This is a genomic window from Pseudomonas extremorientalis (assembly GCF_024584605.1).
Lineage (GTDB): Bacteria > Pseudomonadota > Gammaproteobacteria > Pseudomonadales > Pseudomonadaceae > Aquipseudomonas > Aquipseudomonas extremorientalis.
In genome coordinates, this window is sequence record NZ_CP089519.1 from 2,798,067 (window position 1) to 2,824,217 (window position 26,151).

Genomic DNA, 26,151 nt, shown 5'->3' on the forward strand with positions numbered 1-26,151 from the left:
CACTACGCAGGGGGAAAAACCGCGAAAAGTCAGCCCGAAGTGCTACACCGAAAAGCGATAAACCTGATTGCAAAATTGCCCGCCAAATAAAAATCGCTCGCATCCTTGCCCGATTTCCCGACATGGCCGTCATGGTTAATAGAACCTCCCTTACGCAGGATTTCCCATGTCGCGCCTTGCTCGTCCCTTGCACCCACTGGCTCTGTCAGTGGCGATGGCTTTTGCCGCCGTGCCGTTGTTGACCGTCCAATCCTCCTATGCCGAAGAGAGCAGCAGCGCGCTGCGCCGTTTCTCGATTCCTGCGGGTGACTTGAGCCAGGCACTCAATAGCCTGGCCGAGCAGGCGGGTCTGGTGCTGGCCTTCGATGCGGGCCTGACCCGGGGCAAGCGCAGCAAGGGTTTGAGCGGGCAATACGACACCGACGTGGCACTGAGCCAATTGCTCGCCGGCAGCGGCCTGCAAGCCTTGAAGATTTCCGCCGACCGCTACCGCCTCGAAGCCATCCCGGATAACGGTGGGGCCATGGAACTCCAGGCCACCACCATCAGCGGCGCGTACCAGGCCGAAAGCCCGACCGGGCCGGTGGCCGGCTATGTGGCCACGCGCAGCTTGTCGGGTACCAAGACCGACACCGCGCTGATCGAAACCCCGCAGTCGATTTCCATCGTCACCAAAGACCAGATGCGTGCGCAGAACGCCGAGAGCCTCAACCAGATCCTGCGCTACAGCGCCGCCGTCATCCCGGAAACCCGTGGCGCCACCGCATCGCGTCTCGATCAACTGACCATCCGCGGTTTCTCCCCGGCCACCTACCTCGATGGCCTGCGCATGCCGTCGAGCCGTGACGCCTTGCCGCAGAAAGACGCCTTCGACCTGGAACGCGTGGAAGTGCTGCGCGGCCCGGCGTCGGTGCTGTACGGGCAGGGCACGCCGAGCGGGGTCATCAACATGGTCAGCAAGCGCCCGCTGGACACGCCGTTTCATGAAGTGGGCGTGGAATACGGCACCTTCAGCAAGAAGCGCACCACCTTCGACTTGAGTGGCCCCCTGGATGATCAGGGTGTGTATTCCTACCGTGTGGCCGGGCTTTTCGACGATGCCGATGGGCAGGTGGAGCACACCGAGACGCGCCGTCAGTCATTGTCCAGCGCCTTTACCTGGCGTCCGGACGACGCCACTTCGCTGACCCTGCTCGGGCATTTCCAGAAGGACCCCAAGGGGGCTTCCTACGGCTCGGTGCCGGCCTGGGGGTCGGTGCTGCACAGCCCGACTGGACGCAGCATCGATGTGGATTTCTACGATGGCGAAAAGAACTTCGAGAAAAGCGACCGCGAGTATTACTCGATCGGCTGGGCGTTCGAGCATCACTTCGATGACGTGTGGACTGTGCGCCAGAATGCGCGTTACCTGCGCAGCGAAGGCCAGTACCGCAGCCTCTACAACAACTACCTGATGGCGGATTACCGCACCATCCGCCGTTCGACCATCGCCAGCGATGTCGACCTGGATGCCTACACCCTCGACAACCAGTTGCAGGCCAGATTCGATACCGGCCCCTTGCAGCACACCTTGTTGATGGGCCTCGACTACCAGAACACCAGCACCGACACCAAGTCCGGTTCCGGCGTGTACACCGCAGGTCCGACCCTGGATATTTTCAACCCGGTCTATGGCGCGGCTGTCCCGGTGCCGGCCTACACCACCGACGGCACTTCGCGCAGCGAACAGACCGGCGTGTACCTGCAAGAGCAGATGAAGTGGGACAAATGGGTGCTCTTGCTGGGCGGTCGCTATGACTGGGCCAGCACCGACAGCAGCACCAAGACCCTGCGCACCGGCGCCAAATCCGAGTCGTCCCTGGACAGCAAGGCGTTTACCGGTCGTATCGGCCTGGTCTACCTCTTCGACAATGGCCTGGCGCCGTATGCCAGCTATGCGGAGTCGTTCAACCCGCAATCGGGCACCGGTTACGGCGGTTCGGTGTTCAAACCGACCGAAGGCAAGCAGTACGAAATCGGCATCAAGTACCAACCGCCGGGCAGCAACAGCTTCATCACTGCGGCCATCTTCGACCTGCGCCAGACCAACGTGCTCACCACCGACCCGGACCCCACTCACCTGTGCGGCACCGGGCGCTGCCAGAGCCAGGACGGCGAAGTGCAATCCCGTGGCTTCGAGCTGGAAGGCAAGGCCAGCCTCAACGACAACCTCGACATCACGGCGGCCTACGCGTACCTGGACAACCGCATCAGCAAATCCAACAACACCGTGCGGTACGCGCCCATCAGCGATATCGGCGTAGGTCCGGCCATCGCCGCCGAAGGCACCACCACCTACGGCGTGCCGCGCCACACTGCGTCGGCATGGGCTGACTACACCTTCCACGATGGTCACCTCAAGGGCTTCGGCGCGGGTGCGGGCGCGCGTTATGTCGGGTCTTCGTGGGGCGATACCGCCAACACCCTCAAGGTGCCGGGCTACACCTTGTTCGATGCCGCCGTGCACTACGACATCCCCAACATCACCAGCCTAAAGGACAACCTGCGCCTGGCGCTCAATGCCACCAACCTGGCGAATAAAGAGTATGTCGCGTCCTGCTACTCCTATTCGTGGTGCTGGTATGGCTCGCAGCGCACTGTGCAGGCGAGCGCAACCTATCAGTGGTGATAAGGCAATTTAATGGCCCCTTTGTAACTAAATCCTCGCCAGAATCGCTTTTATTTTCAGGTGGTTAGGTGGGGATGCAAATGCGCACTGTTGGAATCATGCTGATCGCCTGCTCCCTGGCCGGCGGCGCTGCAGCCGTGCAGGCTCGGGAGCTGCGCGAGGGTGACAAGTACATGTGCAGTTGGGGCGCCGGCACCGCGGCCAGGGCCCAGGAGTTGAAACTGTCGGGGGTGTCGCTGTACGCGGCGCGGCAGAAGATCCAGAGCATGAAGTTCAACAAATCCTGGATGCGCATGATGGCCATGGGCATCACCGAACAGACCTACGACAGCCGTTCGCGGCTCAAGCCCGAGGCGATTCGCCGGGGTTTCTATCAGGATTGCGTGCGCTACAAGGTCGCACGCAAATGATCGAGCAAGCACCGCCCCGTGCAAAATCTGCGTAAGCCAGTCCAACTTTCCCTCGGCGCCCCTGGCCATACTGGCGCCAGGCAAACCCAGAGGCACAGGCCATGACTGACTACGTATTCATCCCCGCACCAACCCCATCCCTCGCAGTACAGGGCAGTGATGCGCGCTTCCCGCTGCGCCGTGTGTTCTGCGTGGGCCGCAACTACAGTGAGCATGCGCGTGAGATGGGTCACGACCCGGACCGCGAGCCGCCCTTTTTCTTTATGAAACCGGCGGATGCCGTGGTGCCCGCCGAAGGTATGATCGCCTACCCACCGCTGACCGCCGACCTGCACCATGAAGTGGAACTGGTGGTGGCCATCGGCAAGGACGGCGTGGATATCAGTCCGGAACAGGCGGTTTCCCACATCTGGGGGTATGGCGTTGGCGTCGATCTGACCCGCCGCGACCTGCAAGCCCATGCGAAAAAACTCTCGCGGCCGTGGGAGTGGGCCAAGGCGTTTGATGCGTCTGCGCCGAGTACCGCATTGCGCCCGGTGAGCGCGGTAGGGCATCCGTCCAGCGGAAAAATCTGGCTTGATGTCAATGGCGAACAGCGTCAGGTGGGCGACCTGGCCGACCAGATCTGGTCGGTCAGCGAAGTGATCAGCCATGCCTCAAGGTCGGTCGCGCTGAAGGCGGGCGACCTGATCTTCACCGGCACCCCCGCAGGTGTCGGTGCCTTGCAGCCGGGCGATATGGTTACGGCGGGCATCGAGGGCATCGGCGAGTTGCAGTTCACCCTCGGCCAGGCTTGAGGCTAAAGTGGTGACCCGGCCACCCGAGAGACCGTTATGCCAGGCACCCGCGTTACCACCTACGGCATGCAGCAGCGCAGCGACCGCTCCGACTTCTACATCCGCGACAAGCGCGGGCGGGCGGCGCTGACCAGCCCGCATCGGCATGAATACTTCCAGATCCAGATCAACCTTGGCGGCGACACCGTGCAGCACATTGGTGGCGCGGTGCGGCCGTTTCCGCGCAAGGCCCTTGCCTTTATCCTGCCCCATCGCCTGCATGTGATTCCCCATCCCGAAGACGGCGAGTTCATGCTGATCAACTTCAGTCAGGGGTTTTTCCTGCCGCAACTGACCTGCGACCCCCTCGACCTGGAAGACATTCCCATCGGCCAGGCGCCTGAGCTTTCGCCGTTTCGCTTCCAGGAACAGCTGGACTTCATCCTCGATGACGCGGCGTTTGAGCAGGTGCAACGCTGGCTCGTTCACATGCGCGAACTGGACGCCCACCGTGCCTTTGGCGCCCGCGAGCGTCTCAAGGGCTACCTGTTTCAACTGATCGGCCTGGTCTGCGAACAGTATGCCGCGCCGTTGCAGGCGTTCGCCGCCAACAATGCCACCCGGCGCGGGCGCAAGGATGCGTTGGCGCGGGTGCAACGCTACATCCGCGAGCATCTGCACGAGCCGACCCTCAACCTTACCGACGCGGCGGCGGCGGCGTTCCTGTCACCCAACTACCTCACGCACCTGTTGCGCAAGGAGACTGGCAAGCCGTTTTCGCAACTGGTGCTCGACCGCCGCCTGCAGTTGGCGCGCACCTTGTTGCTCAACAGTGCGCAGATGATCGGTCCCATTGCGCACCGCTGCGGGTTTACCGATGAAGCGTACTTCTCCCGCTGCTTCCGCAAGGCCCATGGCCTGGCCCCAGGGCAATTCCGTCGCCAGCAACATGGCCAGGCCTTGTAGGGCGGCGGTTTTACAAATCCACGACAGTCGCTGTGTTTCAATTTACATACAATTGGGTCCTTCATTGGGAGGCCAGTATGCAAACGCTTATCCGCGCGGCGACGCAGGACGATGTCGACACGCTCTTCACCCTTCGCACCTCGGTGGTGCAAAACCATCTGAGTGTCGAGCAGATGGCCGAGCTGGGCATCACCCCAGAGGTGTTGGCTGACCGCATCCGCGAAGCCCCCTGCGTATGGATCGCCGAAGTGGATGGCCGGCCCGTGGCCTTCAGCATGGTCGACCTGGCAACCGGCGAGGTGTTCGCGATGTTCGTATTGCCGTCTCACGAGAACCTGGGGCTGGGGCGTCGACTGATGGCGGTGGCCGAAGCCGCACTGTTTAAACACCATGACAGGTTGTTTCTGATCACCGATGGGCGCGACGAAATCCGGGCCAACGGGTTTTACCAACGCCTGGGCTGGACGCTGGCGGCGCAGGTCGAGGACGGCGACGTGCGTTATGAAAAGAGCAGGGCGCAGTGAGCCATGAGTCCATCCGAGCCGCCGTCCAACAACTTTCGCTACTTCGTGATCGGAGTGCTTTGCGCGGCGGTGTTGCTGGGGGTCTATTTTGTGCAGCTCAATGCCCAGGTAGACCGCGAGCGGGATGCGACCAATGAGCGCTTGGCGCTGTGTCGACAGGTGGAAAGTGTGGCGCGCTCGGTGTTGCCCAATAGCCTCGATACACAAGATGCCTGCGAACAGTTGAGCGAGCGTATATCGAAAAGTGTGAAGTCGCCTTAACTCAATAACCCTTTCTTATCAGTGGAAATAGCACCAGTAGTTGCACCAAAAAGTGGCACTTATAGGGTTGGCTACCTTAAAAAACGTGTGGTTATTGAATGACTTACAGCGCTTTTAATCCGACGAAAGGATTAAAATAATCTTGTTACAGCTTTTTACAATCGTTACTATAGCCGGGCGTTCACCTCCCACGGTTTATGCATTTTTAAATCCCAAGTTTCCATCAGCTACTTGGGATTTTTTTTGCCTGGGATTTGACCTTCGCGTCAAACTTCACTGTCGGTGAACTCCGCGCGCATTCGTCCATTGCGTTTGGCCTGGTACAGCAACTTGTCGACCTCTTCGACGAACCCCAGCATCGGCGTATCAGGTTTGACGATACGTGTGCCCACGCCCAGGCTCAGGCTAAGGAGGTTCGACACCGCCGAATAACCATGCTCGATCTGTTGCTGGCGGATCAGGTGCAGACAGCGTTGCGCCACCTGCCTGGCCGATTGCGCATCGGTTTCCGGCAGCAACCACACGAACTCTTCGCCGCCGATGCGCGCAATGAAATCCCGTGGCCGATTGGCCGCCTGGGACAAGGTGTGTGCCACCTGGCGCAGGCACTCATCGCCTTTGATATGGCCGTAGTGGTCGTTGTACTGCTTGAAAAAATCGATATCCAGAATGATCAACGACAGTGGCAACTGGCTGCGCTGGGCACTGGCCCACTCCCGTTCCAGCACGGTGTCGAACATGCGGCGGTTGGCGATACCGGTCAGGCCATCCTGGTAGGAATATTCCTCGAGTTGTTTCTGCAAGCGCACCAGGTGCTCTTCGGTCTTCTTGCGCTCGCTGATATCGAACATGAAACCGATCAGCGCCTCGACCTCGCCGTCCTTGCGCACCACGTGCACCACATCGCGGATCCACACGTAGTCGCCATTCACCGTCAGCGCGCGGTAATCCGCTTCGTGGTCGACCCCGGCGCGGGACTGCGATACGCAGAAATCCACCACATATTCACGGTCGTCCGGGTGCATGCGCTCGACCCAGTCGTCCACGCTGACCCAGCTTTGCGGGGTCCAGCCGAGCAACTCCTCGATCTGCGGGCCGATATAGCTGAAGGTCATGCTCTGCCAATCAATACGCCAGGGAATGGCCTTGGTCGACTCCAGCAAGGTCTTGTACACATCGCTGTCGGGCTGGCTCGGAGGGTCGATGCTCATGGGGCGGCTGCTCTGGATGATGGCGAAAAGCCAAGAGCGTCTTTCGATCGGGGCGCCGAGTCAAGCCTTCGGCGGTGCAGCAGACGAGAGGTCGCCGGACGGGGCGACCCTCTGTTGACCGGGGTATCCGGTGTACTGCGCTGGGTCAGGCATCGACGGTGTGGCTCGGGGCTTCGAGCGCGCCGTAGTAGCGCCAGCAGCAATGGCGATGTTCCGGCAAGATCACGCAGCCACTGAGGCTGACGATCAGCAGTGCGGCAACCAGCATGTAAAGTCGGCGATACATGGTGTTTCCTCTTGGGTTGATCAGCGTTAATCCTTCAACGCGGCCATCGGCATAAATCCGTCGCAAAGCTTTCAAACATTTCATCAAGCCCTGCCACCCCCTGAGCAATACTGCCAAAAAATCTGCGACGGATTTTCCCGCCCCCGCCGTTCAACCCATCAGCACCCGCACTTTCGCGTGTTGCATGAAGGAGTTGCCATGAGACCCCTGGCCAAATTGCGCTATGCCTTGCTTGCTCCGCTGGCCCTTGCCGCGCTTGTCAGCACCCCTGTGTTTGCCCAGACCGAAATCATCATCCGCCAGGCACCGCCACCGGAACGCGTGGAAGTGATCCCCGTGGAGCGCCCGGGTTACGCCTGGGACCGCGGCCACTGGCGCTGGGAAGGGCACGGCTATGGGTGGGTGCCTGGGCACTGGCAGCCGGTGATGCGCAATGCGCGTTGGGAACCGGGCCATTGGGAGGCTCACGGCCCCAATTGGTACTGGCGTGAAGGGCATTGGATACGCTGACCGAGAATTGCCCGATTGAAAGACACTGATCCGGACGTTGAACTGCTGGCGCGCATCGGTAACAACGAACCGGCGGCCGTCAACGAAATGGTGACGCGCAAACTGCCGCGTCTGCTGGCGCTCGCCGGCCGGATCCTGGGGGATGCCGACGAAGCCAGGGACGTGGCCCAGGAAAGCTTCCTGCGCATCTGGCGCCACGCCGCCAGTTGGCGCAGTGGCGAGGCGCGCTTCGACACCTGGCTGCACCGGGTGGCGCTCAACCTGTGCCACGACCGTCTGCGCCGGCGCAAGGAGCGCCCGTTGGAGGACGAGGAAGCGTTGGCGCTGACAGACAGCGCACTGACGCCGGATGAACAGCTGGAAGCCGCCGACCGCAGCGCCCGGATGGCTGCCGCCCTGGCGGCGCTGCCTGAGCGTCAGCGCGAAGCGATTGTGTTGCAGTACTACCAGGAGCTGTCGAACATCGACGCCGCGGCCCTGATGAACATCAGCGTCGAGGCACTGGAGAGCCTGCTGTCGCGGGCCCGACGCCAGTTGCGTAGCCAACTTGCCGACACACCCGGGCTTGCCCGCCCAGGAAGGGGAAAACCATGACACCCGAACGTTTTGCTTACCTGGCCGACGCCTATGGCGCCGACCTGCACCGCTGGCCCCGCGCTGAACAGCCCGCAGCCCAGGCTTTGCTGGACAGCGGCAATGTGCTTGCGCATGAGGCCCAGCAACAGGCGCGCTGGCTCGACGGTCAACTGGACAGCCATCAACTGGCCTACGTCGATCCTTCGTTGGCGCGGCAGATTCGGCTGTCGGCCCCGCGCGGCCATTCATTCTGGTCGCGCTATGCCCGCTGGTTGTCGCCGGCCGGCCTGGTAGGCGTGGGTGTCGCGGGCATCGTCACCGGGATGCTGGTGGCCTCCCTGAGCGTGCCGCTGCCGATGCTGTCGTCCGAGGTGTTGCCCAGCGTCTTCGATCAAGGCGATGCGCAAGTCATCTTTACCGTCAATGCCGAGGACACCGAGCAATGAGCCTGAAGTCCCTCAAACCCTGGCTGCTGGCCTCGGTCTTGCTCAACGTGTTCCTGATCGGCGGCGTCGGCGGTGGCCTCTACCACTGGATGGCCAGCGCCAAGCCCGCGGAGGCGGTGGTCAACCAGCACGGCTTGCGCCAGGCGATGATCAAGCTGCCGCCGGAGCGCCGCCGGGAATTGCGCCAACTGCTGCGGCACAACCGGGCCGACAGCCAGCCGCTGATCATGGCCGGGCGTGAAGCGCGCATGGGCGTGATCAAGCAATTGGAAGCGCCGACCCTGGATCGGGATGTGCTGGTGGCGGAACTGGCCAAGGCCCGTGAAGCCGACATGGCGCTGCGTGCGTTGGTGGACACGACGTTGGCGCAGTTCGCCAGCACGTTGCCTCGGGAGGAGCGGCAGAAGTTAGTGGAGGCGTTGTATCTGCGGGGGCAGGCGGCAGGCCGCAAGCCTCAGTCTTGAACGTGGCGCTTGTAGGTCTGCGCCCAGAGCGCTGAACTACAGGCGACGCAGGAAGGATTTGACGATGTGGCGGGTGGCGTCGGTGGTGTCCAGCTCGTCCATGGCGCCATAGGGGTGCCACTGGCAATCGACTATTTCATTGCAAGGTTTTGCATCGGCGACGTTCACCACCGACGCTTCGAACACGTGGTGCACGGTGTCGCGGGCCTTGAGTTCCTGCAAATACAGCAAGCCGTCCACGTTCAATCCGGTTTCTTCTTCCAGCTCGCGTTCGGCCGCGCCGACCGGGCGCTCGTTGCGTTCGACCTTGCCTCCCGGCAATGCCCATTTTGATCTGGCCTTGCGCACGAAGAGGATATTCCCCTCGTGTTCGCAAATGACCGTTGCACGTATTTTCATCGTCTGTGCCCCCGCAGCGGGATGAGTGTCATAAAAGTGTAATGCAATTGTCATGCTAAGTGCTTATGGCACTGACGTGTGGGGATGTGGATACTGCCCGATTGATCAAAACGCACGAGGAGGGCAGATGAGCACCGTACGCTGGGGCATGATCGGCTGTGGCAGTGTCACTGAATTGAAGAGTGGACCGGCTTTCTACAAAGCGCCAGGTTCTGCGCTGGTGGCTGTGATGGGGCGCCGCGAAGCGGCGGTGCGTGATTATGCGGCACGCCATGGCATTGCGCGTTTCTACACCGACGCCCAGGCGCTGATCAACGACCCCGAGGTGGACGCGGTGTACATCGCCACGCCACCGGACAGCCATCTCGAATACAGCCTGATGGTCGCGGCGGCCGGCAAGCATTGCTGCGTCGAGAAGCCCATGTCGCTCAACGCCGAGCAGAGCGCGTTGATGCAGCGCACCTTCGAGCGTGCCGGGCTGTATCTGTTTGTGTCCTATTACCGCCGTTCACTGCCGCGTTTCCAGCAAGTGCGCGACTGGTTGCGAGATGGGCGCATCGGCGAACTGCGCCACCTGACCTGGACCTTGTGCAAGCCACCGGGTGCCGACGACGCCAGCCCCGCCAACTGGCGCACTGACCCGACCATCGCTGGCGGTGGTTACTTCGCCGACCTGGCCAGCCATGGTTTCGACCTGTTCCAGTACCTGGCCGGGGACATCGTTGAGGTCACAGGCTTTACCGCGCGACAAGCCGGGCGCTATGCGGCCGAGGATGCAGTGACGGCGTGCTGGACGTTCAGTTCGGGCGCACTGGGCATGGGCTGCTGGAATTTTGTCGCGGACCGTCGCGAGGACCGGGTGGAACTGATCGGCAGCCGTGGGCGCATCCGATTCTCGGTCTTCGAAGACCAGCCGCTGCACCTTGAGGGTGAATCGTGCGAAGTGCTGGAAGTGCCGTGCCACGCGCATATCCAGTGGCACCACGTGTTGGCGATGAACGCACATATCCGTGGCGAAGCCGAGCACCCATCGCTGGGTATCGAAGCGTTGAAGACCGATCGGATCCTGGACAAGGTGCTACAACGTAACCCCCATCGTCCTGAGTAGGCGCGTTAGGGTCGTTTTTTTCCAAGGAATAGACAAATGAAATACTGGATGGCGATGTGGCTGGTGCTGGCTACCAGTGCGATGGCGGCTCCGCGCAGCCAAGGCACACCGGGGGAGTTTGATTTTTATGTGCTGTCGTTGTCGTGGTCGCCGACCTTTTGCCTGACGCACCCGGACAACGAGCAATGTTCCGGCAAGGGTTACGGTTTTGTATTGCATGGTCTGTGGCCGCAGTATGCGCGTGGCGGCTGGCCGGCATCCTGTGCGCCGCAGTCGCCGTTGAGTCGTGAAGAAATCGAGAAGGGCGCAACACTGTTTCCGACCCGTGCATTGCTCAAGCATGAATGGTCCAAGCATGGCACCTGCAGTGGCCTGGAACCGTCGGCCTACCTGGAAAAAACCGACCAGGCGCTGGGGGTGGTGAGCATTCCGCAGCAACTGCAGCCGTTCAATACGCCGCCGGCGTTGCAGGCCAGTGAGATCGAGGCGTTGTTCCGTGAGAGCAACCCGCGCATGGGCAATCATGGGCTGGCAGTCATCTGCAAAGGCAAAGTGCTGTCCGAGGTGCGGGTATGCCTGACCAAGGACCTGGCCTTTGCTGGTTGCCCGCGCAGTGTGAAAACCCAGTGCCGCGATGGCGACGTCCGGATTCCCGCGCAGCGGTGATAAGCCGCTGGCGGGCATCGGGTTGATCAGTTGTTGAGGTAGAACGGGCTGTCGGTGGACAACGAGGCCTTCACGGCCAGGGTCATGTCGGTGATCAGCACTTCCTCGCGGTCTTCGCTCAGGGCCTTGAGGGTGATGGCGACCACGTCCTGGGGCGTGCTCTTCGGCGCCTGCACTTCGGCCACCATATCGGTGTCGATGTAGGCGGGGTGCACGCCGATCACCAGGGTCTTCTGTTCGCGCAGTTCGCCGCGCAGTCCATTGGTCAGGCCCCACTGGGCGGACTTGGAGGCGCTGTAGCCGCCAGTGCCGGGCGGGCTGAGCCAGCTCAATACCGACAGCACATTGATCAGCGCGCCGCCGCCTTGCCTGGCCAGGATCGGCGCAAAGGCACGGCTGACGCGCAGGGTGCCGAAGGTGTTCACGTCAAAGTGCTGTTGCAGGTTTTCGACGCTGTCTTCAGCCAGCACCGCGCCGTATTTCAGGAACCCCGCGTTGTTGATCACCACGTCTACATCGGTGCACTGCTCGGCGGCGCGCTGCACGCTGGCCTGGTCGGTGATGTCCAGGGCAATCGGCGTGCTGCCGGGGAGGTTCACGCTGCCTGGATCGCGTGCGCCGGCGTAGACCTTGGCCGCGCCGGCTTCCAGCAAGGCAATGACGAATGCTTTACCCAGGCCGCGATTGGCGCCGGTGACCAGTACCACTTTTCCACGAATATCCATGATGCGCTCCAGACAGTTAATTAGGTTTAATAATGAAACCGTTTTTATCCTGAGCCTGTTGGTCCTATAATGCAACCTTATTTTGCAAGTGCTCGGAGGCCCGACGATGAAACGCAAATGCCTGGAAGGCGATGGCTGCCCGGTTGCCCGCGCCCTGGACGTGGTGGGCGACTGGTGGACGTTGTTGATCATCCGCGACGCCTTTGCCGGAGTAACACGTTTCGGTGATTTTCAAAAACACCTGGGCGTGGCGAAAAACATCCTCGCCACACGGCTCAAGGACATGGTCGAGCAAGGTTTGTTGCAGACCAGCGAAGTCGGCGCACGCAGCGAATACCAACTCACCGACAAGGGCCGTGCGCTGATGCCGGTGCTGGTGACGCTGGCGCAATGGGGCCAGGCCTATACCGAGCCGGAGGATGTCGGCGCGCAAGTCTTGGATGCGCGCTCGCTCAAGCCACTGCGCAAGGTCGAGATCCTCGCCGAGGATGGCCGGGTGTTGGGCATCGGCGACATCGTCACCCAGATGCCCGGCACTTGAGGCGGTGCCTATTTGCCGTCGAGGAAGCCCAGCAGTGCTGCGTTGAACAACGCCGGGTCTTGCAGGAACGCAAAGTGGCTGGTGTTCGGCAGGATCAGCAGGCCGGCGCCGGGGATGGTTGCGGCCATGTACTCGGTGTGTTCGCGCTTGATCGCTTCGTCATGGTCGCCATCGGCAATCAGGATCGGCGTCTTGATGCTTTGCAATTGTGCGTCAGTCCAGTTCGGCTGGCTGGCCCACATATGGCTGATCTGCTCGACAAACGCGTCGTACTCTTTCGGCGTCGGCGACAGCTTGGCGTACTCCTTGCCGGCGCGCTCGATGAAGGCGGCGAAGGTCGGGTTCTTCTCGACGCCTTCCTTCACCCCAGCGGTCTGGGTGTTGGCGGCGAAGGCGAAGACTTTGCCGAGGCGGTCCGGGTAACGCAGGGCCAGGTCGATGCCGATAATGGCGCCGTCGCTCCAGCCGACGATGTCGGCGCGGGGGATTTTCAGGTGGTCGAGCACGGCCACCACGTCATCGGCCATCAAGTCATAACCATAGGGTTTTTCGTCCCGCGAGCTGCGTCCGTGGCCGCGGCTGTCGATACTGATCACCGTGTGCCTGGCTGCCAGGGCCTTGACCTGATTACCCCAGTAATCGGAGTTGGACAGGCCGCCATGCAGCAGCACCACCGGCGAGCCATGGCCGGTACGGGTGTAGTAGACCTTGATGCCGTTGACGGCGGCATAGCCGGTCTTGGCACCGGCCACGGGGGCGGGTGTTGGCGGCAGCGTTTCCCAGCGCTCAGCGGCTTGGGCGGCGGAAAAACACAACATCAGACAGGCGGCTGCCAGCAGGCGACGTGACATGGCGGTTCCTTTTTTTGATCAGTAGGAATTGAACTCTAGCATCGGCCCCCGCACGGCAAATACGCATTTTTGCCTATCACAATCGCCTGTGCGAAAGAAAAAATACAGTTATATCAATGGAATAAAAGCGTCTAAGCGAGCGAGGGGCATTTTCTTCAATACCTCGACCGAGCGGCCCCTTTACCGTGGTCCCATCGTCACTCGCTCGAATAACAAGGAACTGCAATGAGTCTGATCATTTCCATGGCTGCCTTCGCACTCGCCACGTCTATCACCCCCGGCCCGGTGAATGTGGTTGCACTGAGTTCGGGGGCGCGTTTCGGTTTTGTCGCCAGCCAGAAACACGTCTTGGGGGCCGCCGTGGGCTTCACCTTGCTGCTGGTGTTGATTGGCCTGGGGTTGCATGAGGTGCTGATACGTTGGCCGATACTGACCCAATTGATCCAGTGGGGCGGGGTGGCTTTTCTGCTGTACATGGCCTGGAAACTGGCGGTGGACGATGGTCGGTTGGACGCCGATGGCAGTGCCACGGCGCCGTCGATGCTGTACGGCGCGATCATGCAGTGGCTCAACCCCAAGGCCTGGCTGGCGTGTGTGGCCGGGATGGGGTTGTTCGTCGCTGATGGCGATGCACGGCAGGTGTGGTTGTTTGCCGGGCTCTACCTGGTGATCTGCTATCTGTCGGTGGCGTGCTGGGCCTATGCCGGCACGTTTCTGCGGCGCTACCTGGGCAACCCCCAGGGCGTGCGCATATTCAACCGTTCAATGGCCGCGTTGCTGGTGGCCAGTGTGGGTTATTTGCTGATGGCTTGAGCACGTCGCGGTATTGCCCTGGCGTTGCGGCGAAATGCTGTTTGAACGCGCGCTGGAAATGCGCCTGGTCGGCAAACCCCGCCGCCAGGGCCACGTCGGCGATGGGCGCGCCCTGACGCAATCGGGCGCGAGCGAACTGGATGCGCTGGTTGACCAGGAAGGCATGGGGTGTCAGCCCATAATATTGCTTGAAGGCGCGGATCAGGTAGGACGGCGACAGTTCGGCCGCCAGGCAGATGTCTTCCAGCTTCACCCCTTCGGTGCAGTGCGTGCGGATGTACTCGGCGGCCCGCTCCAGCTTGTGGTTGACCTCGCGCAGCGGGGTGCCGGCTGGGTTGAGGCGCTGTTGTACGTCGCTGAAGTAACTCACCAGCGCGTCCTGTTTCTGCAAGTGCTCGGCCTGTTCATCGACCAGAATGCGGTACAACTCCAGCAAGCCACGGTACAGCACGGCGTCCTGGGTATGGGGCGTATTGAACGGTCGGTAACCCTGGTCGGTGCTGAAGCCCAACTGATGCTGCAACTCCGTCAGCCAGGGCGTGTCGATGTACAGCATCTGGTAGGACCACGGCTCATTGTCGATGGGGTTGCAGGCGTGCACATCGCCCGGATTCATCAACACCACCGTGCCGGCGCTGATCTGGAATGTCTCGCTGCCGTAGTGGTAATAGCTGCGCCCGGTGGTGATCGCGCCGATGGAAAAATGCTCGTGGGCATGCCGGCTGTAGGTGACCTTGCGCCCATCGGCGATGGTCCGTGCCTCGATAAAGGCCAGCGCGGGGTCACGCCAGAAATACGGAGCAGTGGCAGCAGTCATGGGCGGGCGCTTCCTCGCAGCAGTTGAACGGGCAGGCGAGCAGCGTCAGCTAAAAGTCGCCATTATTCAAGCTCCAACGTACCGGCGGTGCACAGCGGCGCAGGTAGTCGGCCCATGGATCGTAACCGGCCACGGCCTCAGCCAGGGTGATCGGCTGCCGGGCCTTTTCACGCAGGGCCTCGCCGTCATGCAGCATATGCCGCTCGACGATCACACTCATCAAGGCGCGGGTGCGTGGTGAGTCGAAGGTGCGCGGCACCCGGCGTCCGAAGAGGTCCGGCTCGGGGATTTCGGCGGGCGCAAGGCTGTCGAGTTGATGGATGGTCAGGTCGGTTGCCGCCGCGGTCAGCGCCACCTCGGCAGGTCGGGTTCCTTGCGCGTAGGCCGGCCAGTCGAAACGCATCCAGGCACCGCTGGCACCGTCCTCGGCCGCCTGCATGACCTGCTCGTAGTCAAGGTCTGGACGTGGACGAACCAACAGGTGCCGGGGAAAAACTTCATAGAACTTTCTGTTGCTGTAATGCGAGACATACATCAGTACACCGAACCGGCCGACGTCGCCGTGCCTCTGGGTGAGACCGAAAAAAAGCACCAGGCCGTATTCCAGGGCTTCACGACTGGGCAGGGTCAGGTGCGACAAGCCGTAACGGAGCGCGGTCCCGTAGGCTTCTTTCAACTGCCCGAGCTTGCGATCAAAGGTGTCGAAATAAAGCCGATTGATCGGAGTGAGCAAGTGGAATTGCCGAGCCAATTCCCGGTATTTGACTCCAGCGTTTGTCGAGTGCCAGCGTTTAGAGGTGACATCCAGGGCACCGGCACTGTGCAGGTCGACGAACGAGTACAGAGGCCCCGTATACACGCCCTCGAAGCGGCCGTCTTCGGAAAACGGCGAGTGTTCCGGTAGCCACATCAGCACTGGCTCTTCAAGCAAGGTGTTGTCGGCATACACTCGGCGCAGATCGTCCAGTGCGGTCTGGCGCAAGGTCACCACGGGCTGCGCAAACGTCTCGATGGCAGTGGCCAGGCTGGCACGCTGTCGATTGAGGCCTTCCAGTGCGGTATTGATCGCCAGCACGTCGTAATGCGGTCGAGGGTCCAGCATGCCGTTGACCACGGCCCATTCCAGCACCGGCGGCGTTGCTTCGCTGCTTTCGAGGAAGCGCTTCCAGCTGCCATGTGGCGCCAGCCCGGCCAGGAACATGATCTGCTTGTAAGTCAATTGACGGGAAGACCCCGGCATGACCTTTTCCATATACATGACGTATTGATGATACAGCACCCAGGTCTGGGCGCTCAGGCAAGGCGTGGCGTCGGGTATGTCGCGTACGAGCAAATGTGGACCCTTTTCGCTCAGCAACAGGTGCGCGGCCAGTGCTGCGGGGGCTGGGTGGAGCCCGGCCAGGCTGCTGTCGATGTACTGGCGTATGAACGGCACGTGCTCACCCCAGAAGTAATTGTCGTGCCAGTCGACCAGATTGATCCGGTTCGGGTACGCATCGGGCTCGGGGTCCAGGCTCAGGATCAGCGCTGCCAGTATCAGTGCACTGCGGCTGCCACTTTCCGTGCGCTCGCCGGCGTGGCCGCCATGCCAGTGCAGGGCGCTCGACAAAGCGTCTGCCAGTTGCTGGGCCAAGGGTGTTGCGAGCAGGCGGACCATGAGGAAATCCGCTTCCACCCGTACGTCGGCCACCGACTTGCCGGTGACGATGGGCTGGGCGAGGTACGCGAACAGCGGCACGTCCTGGTCGGCCGTGAAGCGCTCGATGATGCGCATAATCTGCGTGCGCTGGAGCACCGATAGTTTCCAGGCTGAGGGTTGTGAACCAGACAGTGGCTTGAGCGCTCGCCAGTAGTGGCCCTGACGCGCCGGCAGCGGTTGGCTGACGCTCAGTTGTTGCAACGTCAGACGTGCCTCGTGCAGTGTGTGGGGGCGCGCAAGGTGATAGAGCCTCAGTGCCTGGCTGAGCGTCACCTTGAAATGACTGCGCAAGTACCCGCCTGTCTTGGCGGCTACCAGCTTCAGGCGCGACACCAGAGGGGCAAGTTCAACATTGCTCATCACTGGGTCGGTCAGGGTTTTCCAGGTGCCGTCCAGGCCATTGGCGCCAACGCTACCCTCGGCAGTGAGCAATACGTGGCTGGCAGGGTCGACGCGTTCCCGGGTGCGGATGGCCAGGAAGTCAGGGTGGTCGGTCAGCACGTGGATCTGGGCGTAGGCTTTTTTAACGGTTGCCTGGAGTGTGTCCGGGTCAACGCTGGCGTCTACCTCAAACCGATCGGCATCATTCAGGTTCCCGCCAGCGATCACCGTCGACAAGGCGTTGCGCAGCACGTGGCGATCATTGAGCAGGCCGATGTACTGCCGATAGCGATACAACTCGCCGAACGACCGGGCACTGTTCAATATCACCGGCACCGCAGGCGCCGGCCAGTCGCGCAGTCGTTGGCTCAGGAGGCTGACCTCCGTCTTGCTGAGCGGGCACTCGATGGCATACGCCTGCAAAGCCCCGGCCATACTGATGCGCTGGTCGGTATAGACATGGCTGCCCAGTTGTTCGCCAAGTGTGGCCAACCGGTTCCAACGCTCATCGGATGCCTTTGACACCAAAGTATTTATTTCGCGCCCGCTGTCCGGGCTCAGCACACACAACACTTGCCGCTGGTAATCGAAGTAAGCGGGCGCGGGGGCGTCGTCCGTGCTGCCCAGGTCGTGGCTATTGATGATCGCCTGCAACAGGCCAGCCGCCTCCTTGAGGTTTCTGGACAATCGCGAATCGGATGTCAGAGACAGCACGGTGCGGTAGATGTCCAGCGCGTCAAAGCTGTTCTCATCCTTGGCCAGCGGTTGCAGGGCCTCTGCCAACTGCCGATAGTCGAGCATCTGCTGGCCCAACTCGGCGTAGCTCATCGACTTGCTGCGCCCGTTATCGTCAAAGCCGGGAAAGCCCTTCAAGGCGTCGAGTTCTTCGACAATGGTCTGCGCCTGCAGGCGGTTGGCAGGCATCGGCAAGCCATGGAATGCCAGCGTCAGGTTCAAGGGGAATGTGCGTACGCCGGTGGGCGGTTCAGGTTCGATATACGGCATGCCCAGCTCTGTCGGGTCCACCAGTTGGCTGATGTAGATGATCGGGTTGGCCAGCGTCCACCAGGCGGACGCGTCGGCCAGGGTGTAGACCCTGGGCTGCCCGTGGGCCGCCACGCTGAGTCGGCTGTTGTGCACGCGTAGCGTGGCCAGATCAAACCCTTGGGCCTTGGCCCAGTCAATGAAGTCTTTCTGATTGATGGCCTTGCAAAAGACTTCGCACCATTGGCCCAACTGCGAATGCTGGACCATTGGCACGGGATGCGTGGGAGGCGGTAATGATTGGTTCGAGGCGATGGCCAGGAGGCGGTTCAAGTGGGCGATCAGGGTTGTGTCGCCTTCGCTGCGCAGGGATTGGCGTTCGTTCAGGTAGCCGATAGAAGGGCTGACACTGAGTGGCAGCGGCGTGTCGCCGGGCAGGCTGTCCCAGGTCAGGGCGAGGGCGTGGATGTCATCCATGAGAGCTGTTCCGGTTGATGAAACCCCGGATGATCAGCCGCGAGGATAGGGCATTTGTAGCAGGTGTTTCCTGCAAGTCCGTGGCTTGCGTCAGCCACGGCGGCAAGGCTCAGGCCTGCGGGCGGCAAGCCTTCTCTCAGATTTTTTTCAAAGTTGTGTCAGGCGGGAACCAGGAAAGCGGCTTCCAGCAACTGGCGGGTATAGGCATGCTGCGGATCCGCAAAGATCGCCTGCGCATCCCCTTGCTCCACCACCTGCCCATGCTTGACCACCATCAACTGGTGACTCAGCGCCTTCACCACCGCCAAGTCATGGCTGATGAACAGGTAGGTCAGGTTGTACTTGGCCTGCAGGCTGCGCAGCAGTTCCACCACCTGGCGTTGCACCGTGCGGTCGAGGGCCGAGGTGGGCTCGTCGAGCAGGATCAGGCGTGGCTTGAGCACCAGCGCGCGGGCGATGGCAATGCGTTGTCGCTGTCCGCCGGAGAACTCGTGGGGGTAGCGATGCCGGGATTCCGGGTCCAGGCCCACTTCCTTGAGCGCCGCGATAATCGCCGCTTCCTGTTCGGCCGGCGTGCCCATCTTGTGGATGCGCAAGCCTTCGCCGACGATCTCGCTGACGCACATGCGCGGGCTCAGGCTGCCGAACGGGTCCTGGAACACCACCTGCATTTCCCGGCGCAACGGGCGTACCTGTTGTTGGCTGAGCTTGTCCAGTTGCTGGCCTTCAAAACGAATACCGCCCTTGCTCGCGATCAACCGCAGGATCGCCAGGCCCAGGGTGGACTTGCCCGAGCCGCTTTCACCGACGATGCCCAGGGTCTGCCCTTGGGGCAGGCTGAAGTTGATACCGTCCACCGCCTTGACGTAGTCAACGGTGTTGCGCAAAAAGCCCTTCTTGATCGGGAACCACACTTTCAGGTCATCGACCTCCAGCAACGGTGGGCCAACATCGTTGGTCGCCGGGCCGCCGCTGGGTTCTGCCGCCAACAACTCCTGGGTGTACGGGTGCCGGGGTGACTGGAACAGCGTCTCGCACTCCGCCTGCTCGACGATGCAACCCTTTTGCATCACGCACACGCGGTGGGCAATCCGGCGCACCAGGTTGAGGTCATGGCTGATCAGCAACAGCGCCATGCCCAGGCGCGCCTGCAGTTCCTTGAGCAATTCCAGAATCTTCAATTGCACCGTCACGTCGAGCGCCGTGGTCGGCTCATCGGCGATCAGCAATTCGGGCTCATTGGCCAGGGCCATGGCGATCATCACCCGCTGGCGCTGACCGCCGGACAGTTCATGGGGCAGGGCCTTGAGGCGCTTGTGCGGCTCGGGAATACCCACCAGCTCCAGCAGCTCCAGGGTGCGCTGGGTGGCGACCTTGCCTTGCAACCCTTTGTGCAGGCCCAGCACTTCGTTGATCTGCTTCTCGATGGTGTGCAGCGGGTTCAAGGAGGTCATCGGCTCCTGGAAGATCATCGCAATGCGGTTGCCGCGAATGTGGCGGATGGTTTTTTCCTTGAGGGTCAGCAGGTCCTGGCCGGCATACTCGATGGTGCCGGAGGGATGGCGTGCCAGTGGGTAGGGCAGCAGGCGCAGGATCGAGTGGGCGGTCACCGATTTGCCCGAGCCGCTTTCACCCACCAGTGCGATGGTTTCACCGCGCTTGATATCGAAGCTGACATGGTTCACCACGCGGTGGTGGTGTTCGCCCGTGACGAACTCGACGCAGAGGTCGCGGATTTCGATCAGATTGTCCTGATTCATCTCATTTCCTCGGGTCGAAGGCATCGCGAGCGGACTCGCCGATAAACACCAGCAAACTCAACATGATCGCCAGCACGGCAAAGGCACTCATGCCCAGCCACGGCGCTTGCAGGTTGGATTTGCCCTGGGCCACCAGTTCACCCAGCGACGGCGAGCCGGCGGGCAAACCGAAGCCGAGGAAGTCCAGGGCGGTAAGCGTACCGATGGCGCCGGTGAGAATGAACGGCATGAAGGTCATGGTCGACACCATCGCGTTGGGCAAAATATGGCGGAACATGATCGCGCCGTTCTGCATGCCCAGCGCCCGCGCCGCCCGCACATATTCCAGGTTACGCCCACGCAGGAACTCGGCGCGCACCACGTCCACCAGGCTCATCCACGAGAACAGCAGCATGATCCCCAGCAGCCACCAGAAGTTGGGCTGCACGAAACTGGCGAGGATGATCAGCAGGTACAGCACCGGCAACCCGGACCAGATCTCCAGGAAACGCTGCCCGGCCAGGTCGACCCAGCCGCCATAGAAGCCCTGTAGGGCCCCGGCGATCACGCCGATGATCGAGCTGAGCACGGTGAGGGTCAGGGCAAACAGCACCGACACGCGGAAGCCGTAGATGACCCGCGCCAGCACGTCGCGGCCCTGGTCATCGGTGCCCAGCAGGTTGACGCTGGAAGGCGGCGCGGGGGCCGGCACCTTGAGGTCGTAGTTGATGCTCTGGTAGCTGAACGGGATCGGCGCCCACAACGTCCAGGCGTCCTTGGACTTGAGCAGTTCCTGGATGTACGGGCTCTTGTAGTTGGCCTCCAGAGGGAATTCGCCGCCGAATGTGGTCTCCGGGTAGCGCTTGAGCGCCGGGAAGTACCAGCCGCCGTCGTAGTGCACGGCCAGGGGTTTGTCGTTGGCGATCAGCTCGGCGCCCAGGCTCAGCACGAACAGGATCAGGAACAGCCACAGCGACCACCAGCCACGCTTGTTGGCCTTGAACCGTTCGAACCGGCGGCGATTGAGGGGGGACAGGTTCATCTCAATGCTCCCGGCTGGCAAAGTCGATCCGCGGATCGACCAGGGTGTAGGTGAGGTCGCCGATCAGCTTCACGATCAACCCCAGCAGGGTGAAGATGAACAGCGTGCCGAACACCACCGGGTAGTCGCGGTTGATCGCCGCTTCAAAGCTCATCAGGCCCAGGCCGTCGAGGGAGAAGATCACTTCCACCAGCAATGAGCCGGTGAAGAAGATCCCGATGAAGGCCGAGGGGAAACCGGCGATCACCAGCAGCATCGCGTTGCGGAACACGTGGCCGTAGAGCACGCGGTGGTTGGTCAGGCCCTTGGCTTTGGCGGTGATCACATACTGCTTGTTGATCTCGTCAAGGAAGCTGTTCTTGGTCAGCAGGGTCATGGTGGCGAAGTTGCCGATCACCAGGGCCGTGATGGGCAGCGCGAGGTGCCAGAAGTAATCGAGGATCTTGCCGCCCCAGCTCAGTTCATCGAAGTTGTTGGAGGTGAGCCCGCGCAGGGGGAACCAGTCCAGGTAACTGCCGCCGGCAAACACCACGATCAGCAGGATCGCAAACAGAAACGCCGGGATCGCGTAGCCGACGATGATCGCCGAGCTGGTCCACACGTCGAAGTGGCTGCCGTGCCGCGTGGCCTTGGCGATCCCCAGGGGGATCGACACCAGGTACATGATCAGCGTGCTCCATAACCCGAGGGAAATGGACACCGGCATCTTTTCCTTGATCAGGTCGATGACCTTGGCGTCACGGAAGAAGCTGTCGCCAAAATCCAGCTGGGCGTAGTTCTTGACCATGATCCACAGACGTTCCGGCGCCGACTTGTCGAAGCCGTACATCTTCTCGATTTCCTTGATCAGCGCCGGGTCCAGGCCCTGGGCGCCGCGGTAGCTGCTGGAGCCGGCCACCGACACCTCGGCGCCGCCGCCGGCAATGCGGCTGGTGGCGCCTTCAAAACCCTCCAGTTTGGCAATCATCTGTTCCACTGGGCCACCGGGGGCTGCCTGGATGATGACGAAGTTGATCAGCAGGATCCCGAACAGCGTCGGAATAATCAGCAACAGGCGGCGAAAGATATAGGCCAGCATTTAATCGCCTCCGCTCGCCGGATCGGCGTTGGTGTTGGTGTCCGGGATGACGGCCGGTTTGACGTCGGGCTTGGCCCACCAGGTGGATGTGCCGACGTCGTATCGCGGTGGGACTTTCGGGTGGCCCAGGTGATCCCAGTACGCCACGCGGAAAGTCTTGATGTGCCAGTTGGGGATCACGTAATAGCCAAATTGCAACACGCGGTCCAGGGCCTTGGCATGGGCCACCAGGCTTTTGCGCGAATCGGCGTCGATCAACTCTTCCACCAACTGGTCGATGGCCGGGTCCTTGAGGCCCATGTAGTTGCGGCTGCCGGGTTTGTCGGCGCTGGACGATTTCCAGAACTCGCGCTGTTCGTTGCCCGGTGAAGTGGACTGCGGGAAGCTACCCACCAGCATGTCGAAGTCCCGCGAGCGGATACGGTTGATGAACTGCGACACGTCGACCCGGCGGATCACCAGGTCGATACCCAGGTCGGCCAGGTTGCGCTTGAACGGCAGCAGGATGCGTTCGAATTCGGTCTGGGCCAGCAGGAATTCGATGGTCACCGGTTTACCGGTGGTGTCGACCATCTTGTCATCGACGATGCGCCAGCCGGCTTCCTGCAGCAGTTGGTAGGCTTCGCGTTGCTGGGCGCGGATCATGCCGCTGCCGTCGGTCCTGGAGGGTTCGAAGGCCTGGGTGAAGACTTCGGGCGGGATCTTGTCGCGCAGGGGCTCGAGAATCGCCAGTTCATCCGGGCCGGGCAGGCCGGTGGCGGCCATTTCCGAGTTTTCGAAGTAACTGCGCGTACGCGTATAGGCGCCGTTGAACAGTTGCTTGTTGCTCCACTCGAAGTCCAGCAACAGGCTGATGGCCTTGCGCACGCGCACATCCTGGAACATCGGCTTGCGCATGTTGAACACAAACCCCTGCATCCCGGTGGGGTTACCGTTGGGGATTTCTTCCTTGATCAGCCGGCCCTGGGCGACAGCGGGGATGTTGTAGGCGTTGGCCCAGTTCTTCGCGCTGAATTCCAGCCAGTAGTCGAACTGCCCAGCCTTCAAGGCTTCCAGGGACACGGTGCTGTCGCGGTAGTAATCGGTGATGCGGTTGTCGAAGTTGTAGAAACCCTTAGTGATCGGCAGGTCCTTGGCCCAGTAATCCTTGACCCGCTCGTAGCGGATCATGCGTCCGGCCTTGACCTCGGCGACCTTGTACGGCCCGCTGCCCAGCGGTATTTCCAGATTGCCCCTGGCGAAGTCGCGGGTGGCCCACCAATGCTTGGGCAATACCGGCAGTTGTCCGAGGATCAGCGGCAATTCGCGGTTGTTGGTGCGCTTGAACTTGAACAGAACCTTGAGCGGGTCTTCGGCGATGACTTCGTCGACGTCGGCGTAATAAGTGCGGTAGATCGGTGAACCTTCCTTGATCAGTTCCTGGAAGGTAAATACCACGTCCTCGGCGCGGATCGGGTGACCATCATGGAAGCGCGCTTCCGGGCGCAGGTAGAAGCGCACCCAGCTGTTGTCCGGGGCTTTTTCGATCTTGCCGGCCACCAGGCCGTATTCGGTGATGGGCTCGTCCAGGCTTTGCATGGCCAGGGTGTCGTAGATCAGGCCCAGATTGTCGGCCGGTACACCCTTGCTGATATAGGGGTTGAGGCTGTCGAAGCCGCCCATGGCCGACTCGCGGAACGTGCCGCCCTTGGGCGCGTCCGGGTTGACGTAGTCGAAGTGCTTGAAGTCGGCGGGGTATTTCGGCGGTTCGTTGTACAGCGTCAACGCATGTTGCGGGGCGGCTTGGGCCGCAGTGCACAGCAGCAGGCTGCCGAGCAGGGCAGTACGCAAAGATATCATTGGGCTTTCTCCGAAGCTTTCAGCCACCACGCGCTCAGGCCCAGGTTGTAGGGCGGCGTGGTGACAAAGGCGAACCGGTTGCGGTACGCCAGGCGATGATAGTTGAGGTACCAGTTGGGAATACTGTAGTGCTGCCACAGCAGCACCCGGTCGAGGGCACGGCCGGCGGCCAGTTGCTCTTCGCGGGTCTTGGCGGCCAGCAGTTGTTCCAGCAGGTGATCGACAATCGGGTTGTTGATGCCTGCGTAGTTCTTGCTGCCCTTGATCGCGGCCTGGCTGGAGTGGAAGTACTGCCACTGCTCAAGGCCCGGACTCAAGGTCTGGTTGAGGGTGATCAGGATCATGTCGAAGTCGAATTGGTCCAGGCGCTGCTTGTACTGGGCACGGTCGACGGTACGCAGGCGCGCGTCGACGCCGATGCTGATCAGGTTCTCGACATAGGGCTGCAGGATGCGCTCCAGGTTCGGGTTGACCAGCAGAATCTCGAAACGCAGCGGCTGGCCATCCTTGTTGACCAGGCGTTGTCCGGACAGCTTCCAGCCAGCCTCGCCGAGCAGGGCCAGCGCGCGGCGCATAGTCTCGCGGGGGATGCCGCGCCCGTCGGTCTGGGGCAGGCTGAAGGCTTGCGTGAACAGGTTGGCCGGCAACTGCTCGCGGTAGGGCGAGAGCATCAGCCATTCACGGCCGGTGGGTACGCCGGTGGCGGCGAATTCGCTGTTGGGGTAGTAGCTCAAGGTGCGCTTGTACGCGCTGCTGAACAGGGTGCGGTTGGTCCACTCGAAGTCGAACATCAGTCCCAGGGCTTCGCGCACCTTGGTCTGGCTGAACGTGGGCCGCCGCGTGTTCATGAACAGACCCTGGCTCTGTGTCGGGATTTGGTGGGCGATCTGCGCCTTGATCACGTCACCCCGGTTCACCGCCGGGAAGTTGTAGCCATTGGCCCAGTTCTTGGCCTGGTGCTCGATGTAGATATCGAATTCACCGGCCTTGAAGGCTTCGAAGGCCACATCGCTGTCGCGGTAAAACTCCACCTCGACTTTGTCATAGTTATAGAAGCCCTGGTTGACCGGCAGGTCCTTGCCCCAGTAGTCCTTGACACGTTCGAACACCAGTTGCCGTCCGGGCGTGACCTTGCTGATGCGGTAGGGGCCGCTGCCCAGGGGTGGTTCGAAGGTGGTGGCCTTGAAGTCGCGGTTTTTCCAGTAGTGCTGGGGCAATACCGGCAACTCGCCCAGGCGCAGGATCAGCAAGGGGTTGCCGGCACGCTTGAACACAAAGCGGATGCGGTGGCGGTTGAGGATATCCACCCGCGCCACTTCCTGCAGGTTGGTGCGGTATTGCGGGTGCCCTTCGGTCAGCAAGGTGCGATAGGAAAACGCCACGTCATACGCCGTGATCGGCTTGCCATCGTGAAAGCGCGCTTCGGGACGCAGGTTGAACACCACCCAACTGCGGTCCTCGCTGTACTCCACCGATTGGGCGATCAGCCCATAGCTGGAGGTGGGTTCATCGCCGGAGGGCGCGTACAGACCGGTGCCGACCATCAAGGGCTCATTCAGCTCGTTGACGCCATATTGCAGGAAGTTCGGCGTGGAAACCGGGCTGGAGCCCTTGAAGGTATAGGGGTTGAGGGTGTCGAAAGTGCCAAAGGCCATGACCCGCAATGTCCCGCCTTTCGGCGCTGCAGGGTTTACCCAATCGAAGTGGGTGAATTTGGCCGGGTACTTGAGGCTGCCGAACTGCGCATAACCGTGGCTCTCGGTAATCGTCGCGTTCGCTGCAAAGCTCAAGGCCAGACTTATTAGTAGAAGGAGGGGACGCTTCAAGTCAGAGATCCGATCCAGGCGGCTTGGGCTTTATGATCGGTACAGTAACAGCTTGTTCCGGTTGGAAA

The 26,151-nt window shown here is 61.6% G+C and carries 26 protein-coding genes; 14 read left to right on the top strand and 12 right to left on the bottom strand.

From position 1 onward, the window contains the following. Positions 1-166 precede the first annotated feature (166 nt). From LUU92_RS12470 to LUU92_RS12495, 6 genes are all read left to right on the top strand, one after another. On the top strand, positions 167-2,668 hold the full coding sequence (locus LUU92_RS12470) for a TonB-dependent siderophore receptor (protein WP_257103723.1): 2,502 nt from the start codon (positions 167-169) through the stop codon (positions 2,666-2,668). Between the two features lie 80 nt (positions 2,669-2,748). Beyond that, positions 2,749-3,078, top strand: a complete 330-nt coding sequence (locus LUU92_RS12475; protein ID WP_071490713.1) for a hypothetical protein — start codon at positions 2,749-2,751, stop codon at positions 3,076-3,078. 101 nt (positions 3,079-3,179) lie between these two features. Continuing rightward, positions 3,180-3,875, top strand: coding sequence for a fumarylacetoacetate hydrolase family protein (locus LUU92_RS12480; RefSeq protein ID WP_071490707.1), 696 nt, complete (start codon positions 3,180-3,182; stop codon positions 3,873-3,875). Between the two features lie 36 nt (positions 3,876-3,911). Next, positions 3,912-4,820 (top strand): helix-turn-helix transcriptional regulator, encoded by a 909-nt coding sequence (locus LUU92_RS12485; protein WP_071490706.1) that lies wholly within the window; start codon positions 3,912-3,914, stop codon positions 4,818-4,820. A gap of 77 nt (positions 4,821-4,897) precedes the next feature. After that, entirely contained in the window at positions 4,898-5,344 is a 447-nt protein-coding gene (locus tag LUU92_RS12490) for a GNAT family N-acetyltransferase (RefSeq protein ID WP_257103724.1), read from the top strand. A gap of 3 nt (positions 5,345-5,347) precedes the next feature. Continuing rightward, entirely contained in the window at positions 5,348-5,605 is a 258-nt protein-coding gene (locus LUU92_RS12495; RefSeq protein WP_071490704.1) for a hypothetical protein, read from the top strand. A gap of 266 nt (positions 5,606-5,871) precedes the next feature. Here the strand turns inward: LUU92_RS12495 and LUU92_RS12500 are convergent, their stop codons facing one another. Both LUU92_RS12500 and LUU92_RS12505 read right to left on the bottom strand, forming a co-directional pair. Beyond that, positions 5,872-6,816, bottom strand: coding sequence for a GGDEF domain-containing protein (locus tag LUU92_RS12500; protein WP_071490703.1), 945 nt, complete (start codon positions 6,814-6,816; stop codon positions 5,872-5,874). A 145-nt stretch (positions 6,817-6,961) separates the two neighbouring features. After that, positions 6,962-7,102: a hypothetical protein gene (locus LUU92_RS12505; protein ID WP_165447930.1), complete on the bottom strand. Its 141-nt coding sequence runs from the start codon at positions 7,100-7,102 to the stop codon at positions 6,962-6,964. 198 nt (positions 7,103-7,300) lie between these two features. On the opposite strand from LUU92_RS12505, the gene LUU92_RS12510 reads away from it, so the two are divergent. From LUU92_RS12510 to LUU92_RS12525, 4 genes are read left to right on the top strand one after another with little or no spacing between them, the layout of a single operon-like run. Then, positions 7,301-7,612: a YXWGXW repeat-containing protein gene (locus LUU92_RS12510; RefSeq protein ID WP_071490702.1), complete on the top strand. Its 312-nt coding sequence runs from the start codon at positions 7,301-7,303 to the stop codon at positions 7,610-7,612. Positions 7,613-7,627: 15 nt separating this feature from the next. After that, positions 7,628-8,206: an RNA polymerase sigma factor gene (locus tag LUU92_RS12515; RefSeq protein ID WP_071490701.1), complete on the top strand. Its 579-nt coding sequence runs from the start codon at positions 7,628-7,630 to the stop codon at positions 8,204-8,206. After that, positions 8,203-8,634 carry a hypothetical protein gene (locus LUU92_RS12520; protein WP_071490700.1) on the top strand — a complete coding sequence of 144 codons (432 nt, stop codon included), beginning with the start codon at positions 8,203-8,205 and terminating at the stop codon, positions 8,632-8,634. The genes LUU92_RS12515 and LUU92_RS12520 overlap by 4 nt, the downstream gene beginning before the upstream one ends. Further along, positions 8,631-9,098, top strand: a complete 468-nt coding sequence (locus LUU92_RS12525) for a periplasmic heavy metal sensor (protein WP_071490699.1) — start codon at positions 8,631-8,633, stop codon at positions 9,096-9,098. The genes LUU92_RS12520 and LUU92_RS12525 overlap by 4 nt, the downstream gene beginning before the upstream one ends. A gap of 36 nt (positions 9,099-9,134) precedes the next feature. On the opposite strand, the gene LUU92_RS12530 is transcribed toward LUU92_RS12525, so the two are convergent. Then, entirely contained in the window at positions 9,135-9,497 is a 363-nt protein-coding gene (locus LUU92_RS12530; RefSeq protein WP_071490698.1) for an NUDIX hydrolase, read from the bottom strand. Positions 9,498-9,624: 127 nt separating this feature from the next. Here LUU92_RS12530 and LUU92_RS12535 point away from each other — a divergent pair, with 127 nt between their 5' ends. Together LUU92_RS12535 and LUU92_RS12540 are read left to right on the top strand one after the other, a co-directional pair. Beyond that, complete coding sequence (locus LUU92_RS12535; protein WP_071490697.1) at positions 9,625-10,605, top strand: Gfo/Idh/MocA family protein; 981 nt, start codon at positions 9,625-9,627, stop codon at positions 10,603-10,605. Between the two features lie 36 nt (positions 10,606-10,641). Continuing rightward, positions 10,642-11,271, top strand: coding sequence for a ribonuclease T2 family protein (locus tag LUU92_RS12540; protein ID WP_092248831.1), 630 nt, complete (start codon positions 10,642-10,644; stop codon positions 11,269-11,271). A gap of 26 nt (positions 11,272-11,297) precedes the next feature. Here the strand turns inward: LUU92_RS12540 and LUU92_RS12545 are convergent, their stop codons facing one another. Continuing rightward, positions 11,298-11,996 carry an SDR family oxidoreductase gene (locus LUU92_RS12545; RefSeq protein ID WP_257103725.1) on the bottom strand — a complete coding sequence of 233 codons (699 nt, stop codon included), beginning with the start codon at positions 11,994-11,996 and terminating at the stop codon, positions 11,298-11,300. Between the two features lie 106 nt (positions 11,997-12,102). Between LUU92_RS12545 and LUU92_RS12550 the strand changes: the two genes are divergently transcribed. After that, positions 12,103-12,537 carry a winged helix-turn-helix transcriptional regulator gene (locus LUU92_RS12550; RefSeq protein WP_257103726.1) on the top strand — a complete coding sequence of 145 codons (435 nt, stop codon included), beginning with the start codon at positions 12,103-12,105 and terminating at the stop codon, positions 12,535-12,537. An 8-nt stretch (positions 12,538-12,545) separates the two neighbouring features. Here the strand turns inward: LUU92_RS12550 and LUU92_RS12555 are convergent, their stop codons facing one another. Next, complete coding sequence (locus tag LUU92_RS12555) at positions 12,546-13,388, bottom strand: alpha/beta fold hydrolase (RefSeq protein ID WP_257103727.1); 843 nt, start codon at positions 13,386-13,388, stop codon at positions 12,546-12,548. Positions 13,389-13,613: 225 nt separating this feature from the next. Here LUU92_RS12555 and LUU92_RS12560 point away from each other — a divergent pair, with 225 nt between their 5' ends. Further along, positions 13,614-14,201: a LysE family translocator gene (locus tag LUU92_RS12560; RefSeq protein WP_071490692.1), complete on the top strand. Its 588-nt coding sequence runs from the start codon at positions 13,614-13,616 to the stop codon at positions 14,199-14,201. Here LUU92_RS12560 and LUU92_RS12565 read toward each other — a convergent pair. From LUU92_RS12565 to LUU92_RS12595, 7 genes are all read right to left on the bottom strand, one after another. Then, on the bottom strand, positions 14,143-15,018 hold the full coding sequence (locus LUU92_RS12565; RefSeq protein ID WP_071490691.1) for an AraC family transcriptional regulator: 876 nt from the start codon (positions 15,016-15,018) through the stop codon (positions 14,143-14,145). The two genes, LUU92_RS12560 and LUU92_RS12565, sit on opposite strands and share 59 nt — an antisense overlap. A 49-nt stretch (positions 15,019-15,067) precedes the next feature. After that, positions 15,068-18,559: a hypothetical protein gene (locus LUU92_RS12570; protein ID WP_257103728.1), complete on the bottom strand. Its 3,492-nt coding sequence runs from the start codon at positions 18,557-18,559 to the stop codon at positions 15,068-15,070. A 158-nt stretch (positions 18,560-18,717) separates the two neighbouring features. Further along, the gene (locus LUU92_RS12575; protein WP_071490689.1) at positions 18,718-20,319 is read right to left on the bottom strand and encodes an ABC transporter ATP-binding protein; all 1,602 of its coding nucleotides are present in this window, start codon (positions 20,317-20,319) and stop codon (positions 18,718-18,720) included. A 1-nt stretch (position 20,320) separates the two neighbouring features. Beyond that, positions 20,321-21,340 (bottom strand): ABC transporter permease, encoded by a 1,020-nt coding sequence (locus tag LUU92_RS12580; RefSeq protein ID WP_071490688.1) that lies wholly within the window; start codon positions 21,338-21,340, stop codon positions 20,321-20,323. Position 21,341: 1 nt separating this feature from the next. Next, on the bottom strand, positions 21,342-22,418 hold the full coding sequence (locus LUU92_RS12585; RefSeq protein WP_025857226.1) for a microcin C ABC transporter permease YejB: 1,077 nt from the start codon (positions 22,416-22,418) through the stop codon (positions 21,342-21,344). After that, a complete protein-coding gene (locus LUU92_RS12590; protein ID WP_071490687.1) occupies positions 22,419-24,257 on the bottom strand; it encodes an extracellular solute-binding protein in 1,839 nt (612 codons plus the stop codon). Further along, a complete protein-coding gene (locus LUU92_RS12595) occupies positions 24,254-26,083 on the bottom strand; it encodes an extracellular solute-binding protein (protein ID WP_071490686.1) in 1,830 nt (609 codons plus the stop codon). Before LUU92_RS12595 ends, LUU92_RS12590 begins: the two co-directional genes overlap by 4 nt. Positions 26,084-26,151 lie beyond the last annotated feature (68 nt).

Coding starts and splice junctions, on each gene's coding strand:
- LUU92_RS12555 (WP_257103727.1), bottom strand. CDS start 13,388: ATGTCACGTCGCCTGCTGGCAGCCGCCTGTCTGATGTTGTGTTTTTCC.
- LUU92_RS12485 (WP_071490706.1), top strand. CDS start 3,912: ATGCCAGGCACCCGCGTTACCACCTACGGCATGCAGCAGCGCAGCGAC.
- LUU92_RS12535 (WP_071490697.1), top strand. CDS start 9,625: ATGAGCACCGTACGCTGGGGCATGATCGGCTGTGGCAGTGTCACTGAA.
- LUU92_RS12505 (WP_165447930.1), bottom strand. CDS start 7,102: ATGTATCGCCGACTTTACATGCTGGTTGCCGCACTGCTGATCGTCAGC.
- LUU92_RS12530 (WP_071490698.1), bottom strand. CDS start 9,497: ATGAAAATACGTGCAACGGTCATTTGCGAACACGAGGGGAATATCCTC.
- LUU92_RS12525 (WP_071490699.1), top strand. CDS start 8,631: ATGAGCCTGAAGTCCCTCAAACCCTGGCTGCTGGCCTCGGTCTTGCTC.
- LUU92_RS12495 (WP_071490704.1), top strand. CDS start 5,348: ATGAGTCCATCCGAGCCGCCGTCCAACAACTTTCGCTACTTCGTGATC.
- LUU92_RS12560 (WP_071490692.1), top strand. CDS start 13,614: ATGAGTCTGATCATTTCCATGGCTGCCTTCGCACTCGCCACGTCTATC.
- LUU92_RS12540 (WP_092248831.1), top strand. CDS start 10,642: ATGAAATACTGGATGGCGATGTGGCTGGTGCTGGCTACCAGTGCGATG.
- LUU92_RS12520 (WP_071490700.1), top strand. CDS start 8,203: ATGACACCCGAACGTTTTGCTTACCTGGCCGACGCCTATGGCGCCGAC.
- LUU92_RS12565 (WP_071490691.1), bottom strand. CDS start 15,018: ATGACTGCTGCCACTGCTCCGTATTTCTGGCGTGACCCCGCGCTGGCC.
- LUU92_RS12585 (WP_025857226.1), bottom strand. CDS start 22,418: ATGCTGGCCTATATCTTTCGCCGCCTGTTGCTGATTATTCCGACGCTG.
- LUU92_RS12510 (WP_071490702.1), top strand. CDS start 7,301: ATGAGACCCCTGGCCAAATTGCGCTATGCCTTGCTTGCTCCGCTGGCC.
- LUU92_RS12590 (WP_071490687.1), bottom strand. CDS start 24,257: ATGATATCTTTGCGTACTGCCCTGCTCGGCAGCCTGCTGCTGTGCACT.
- LUU92_RS12490 (WP_257103724.1), top strand. CDS start 4,898: ATGCAAACGCTTATCCGCGCGGCGACGCAGGACGATGTCGACACGCTC.
- LUU92_RS12575 (WP_071490689.1), bottom strand. CDS start 20,319: ATGAATCAGGACAATCTGATCGAAATCCGCGACCTCTGCGTCGAGTTC.
- LUU92_RS12580 (WP_071490688.1), bottom strand. CDS start 21,340: ATGAACCTGTCCCCCCTCAATCGCCGCCGGTTCGAACGGTTCAAGGCC.
- LUU92_RS12470 (WP_257103723.1), top strand. CDS start 167: ATGTCGCGCCTTGCTCGTCCCTTGCACCCACTGGCTCTGTCAGTGGCG.
- LUU92_RS12570 (WP_257103728.1), bottom strand. CDS start 18,559: ATGGATGACATCCACGCCCTCGCCCTGACCTGGGACAGCCTGCCCGGC.
- LUU92_RS12500 (WP_071490703.1), bottom strand. CDS start 6,816: ATGAGCATCGACCCTCCGAGCCAGCCCGACAGCGATGTGTACAAGACC.
- LUU92_RS12545 (WP_257103725.1), bottom strand. CDS start 11,996: ATGGATATTCGTGGAAAAGTGGTACTGGTCACCGGCGCCAATCGCGGC.
- LUU92_RS12475 (WP_071490713.1), top strand. CDS start 2,749: ATGCGCACTGTTGGAATCATGCTGATCGCCTGCTCCCTGGCCGGCGGC.
- LUU92_RS12550 (WP_257103726.1), top strand. CDS start 12,103: ATGAAACGCAAATGCCTGGAAGGCGATGGCTGCCCGGTTGCCCGCGCC.
- LUU92_RS12480 (WP_071490707.1), top strand. CDS start 3,180: ATGACTGACTACGTATTCATCCCCGCACCAACCCCATCCCTCGCAGTA.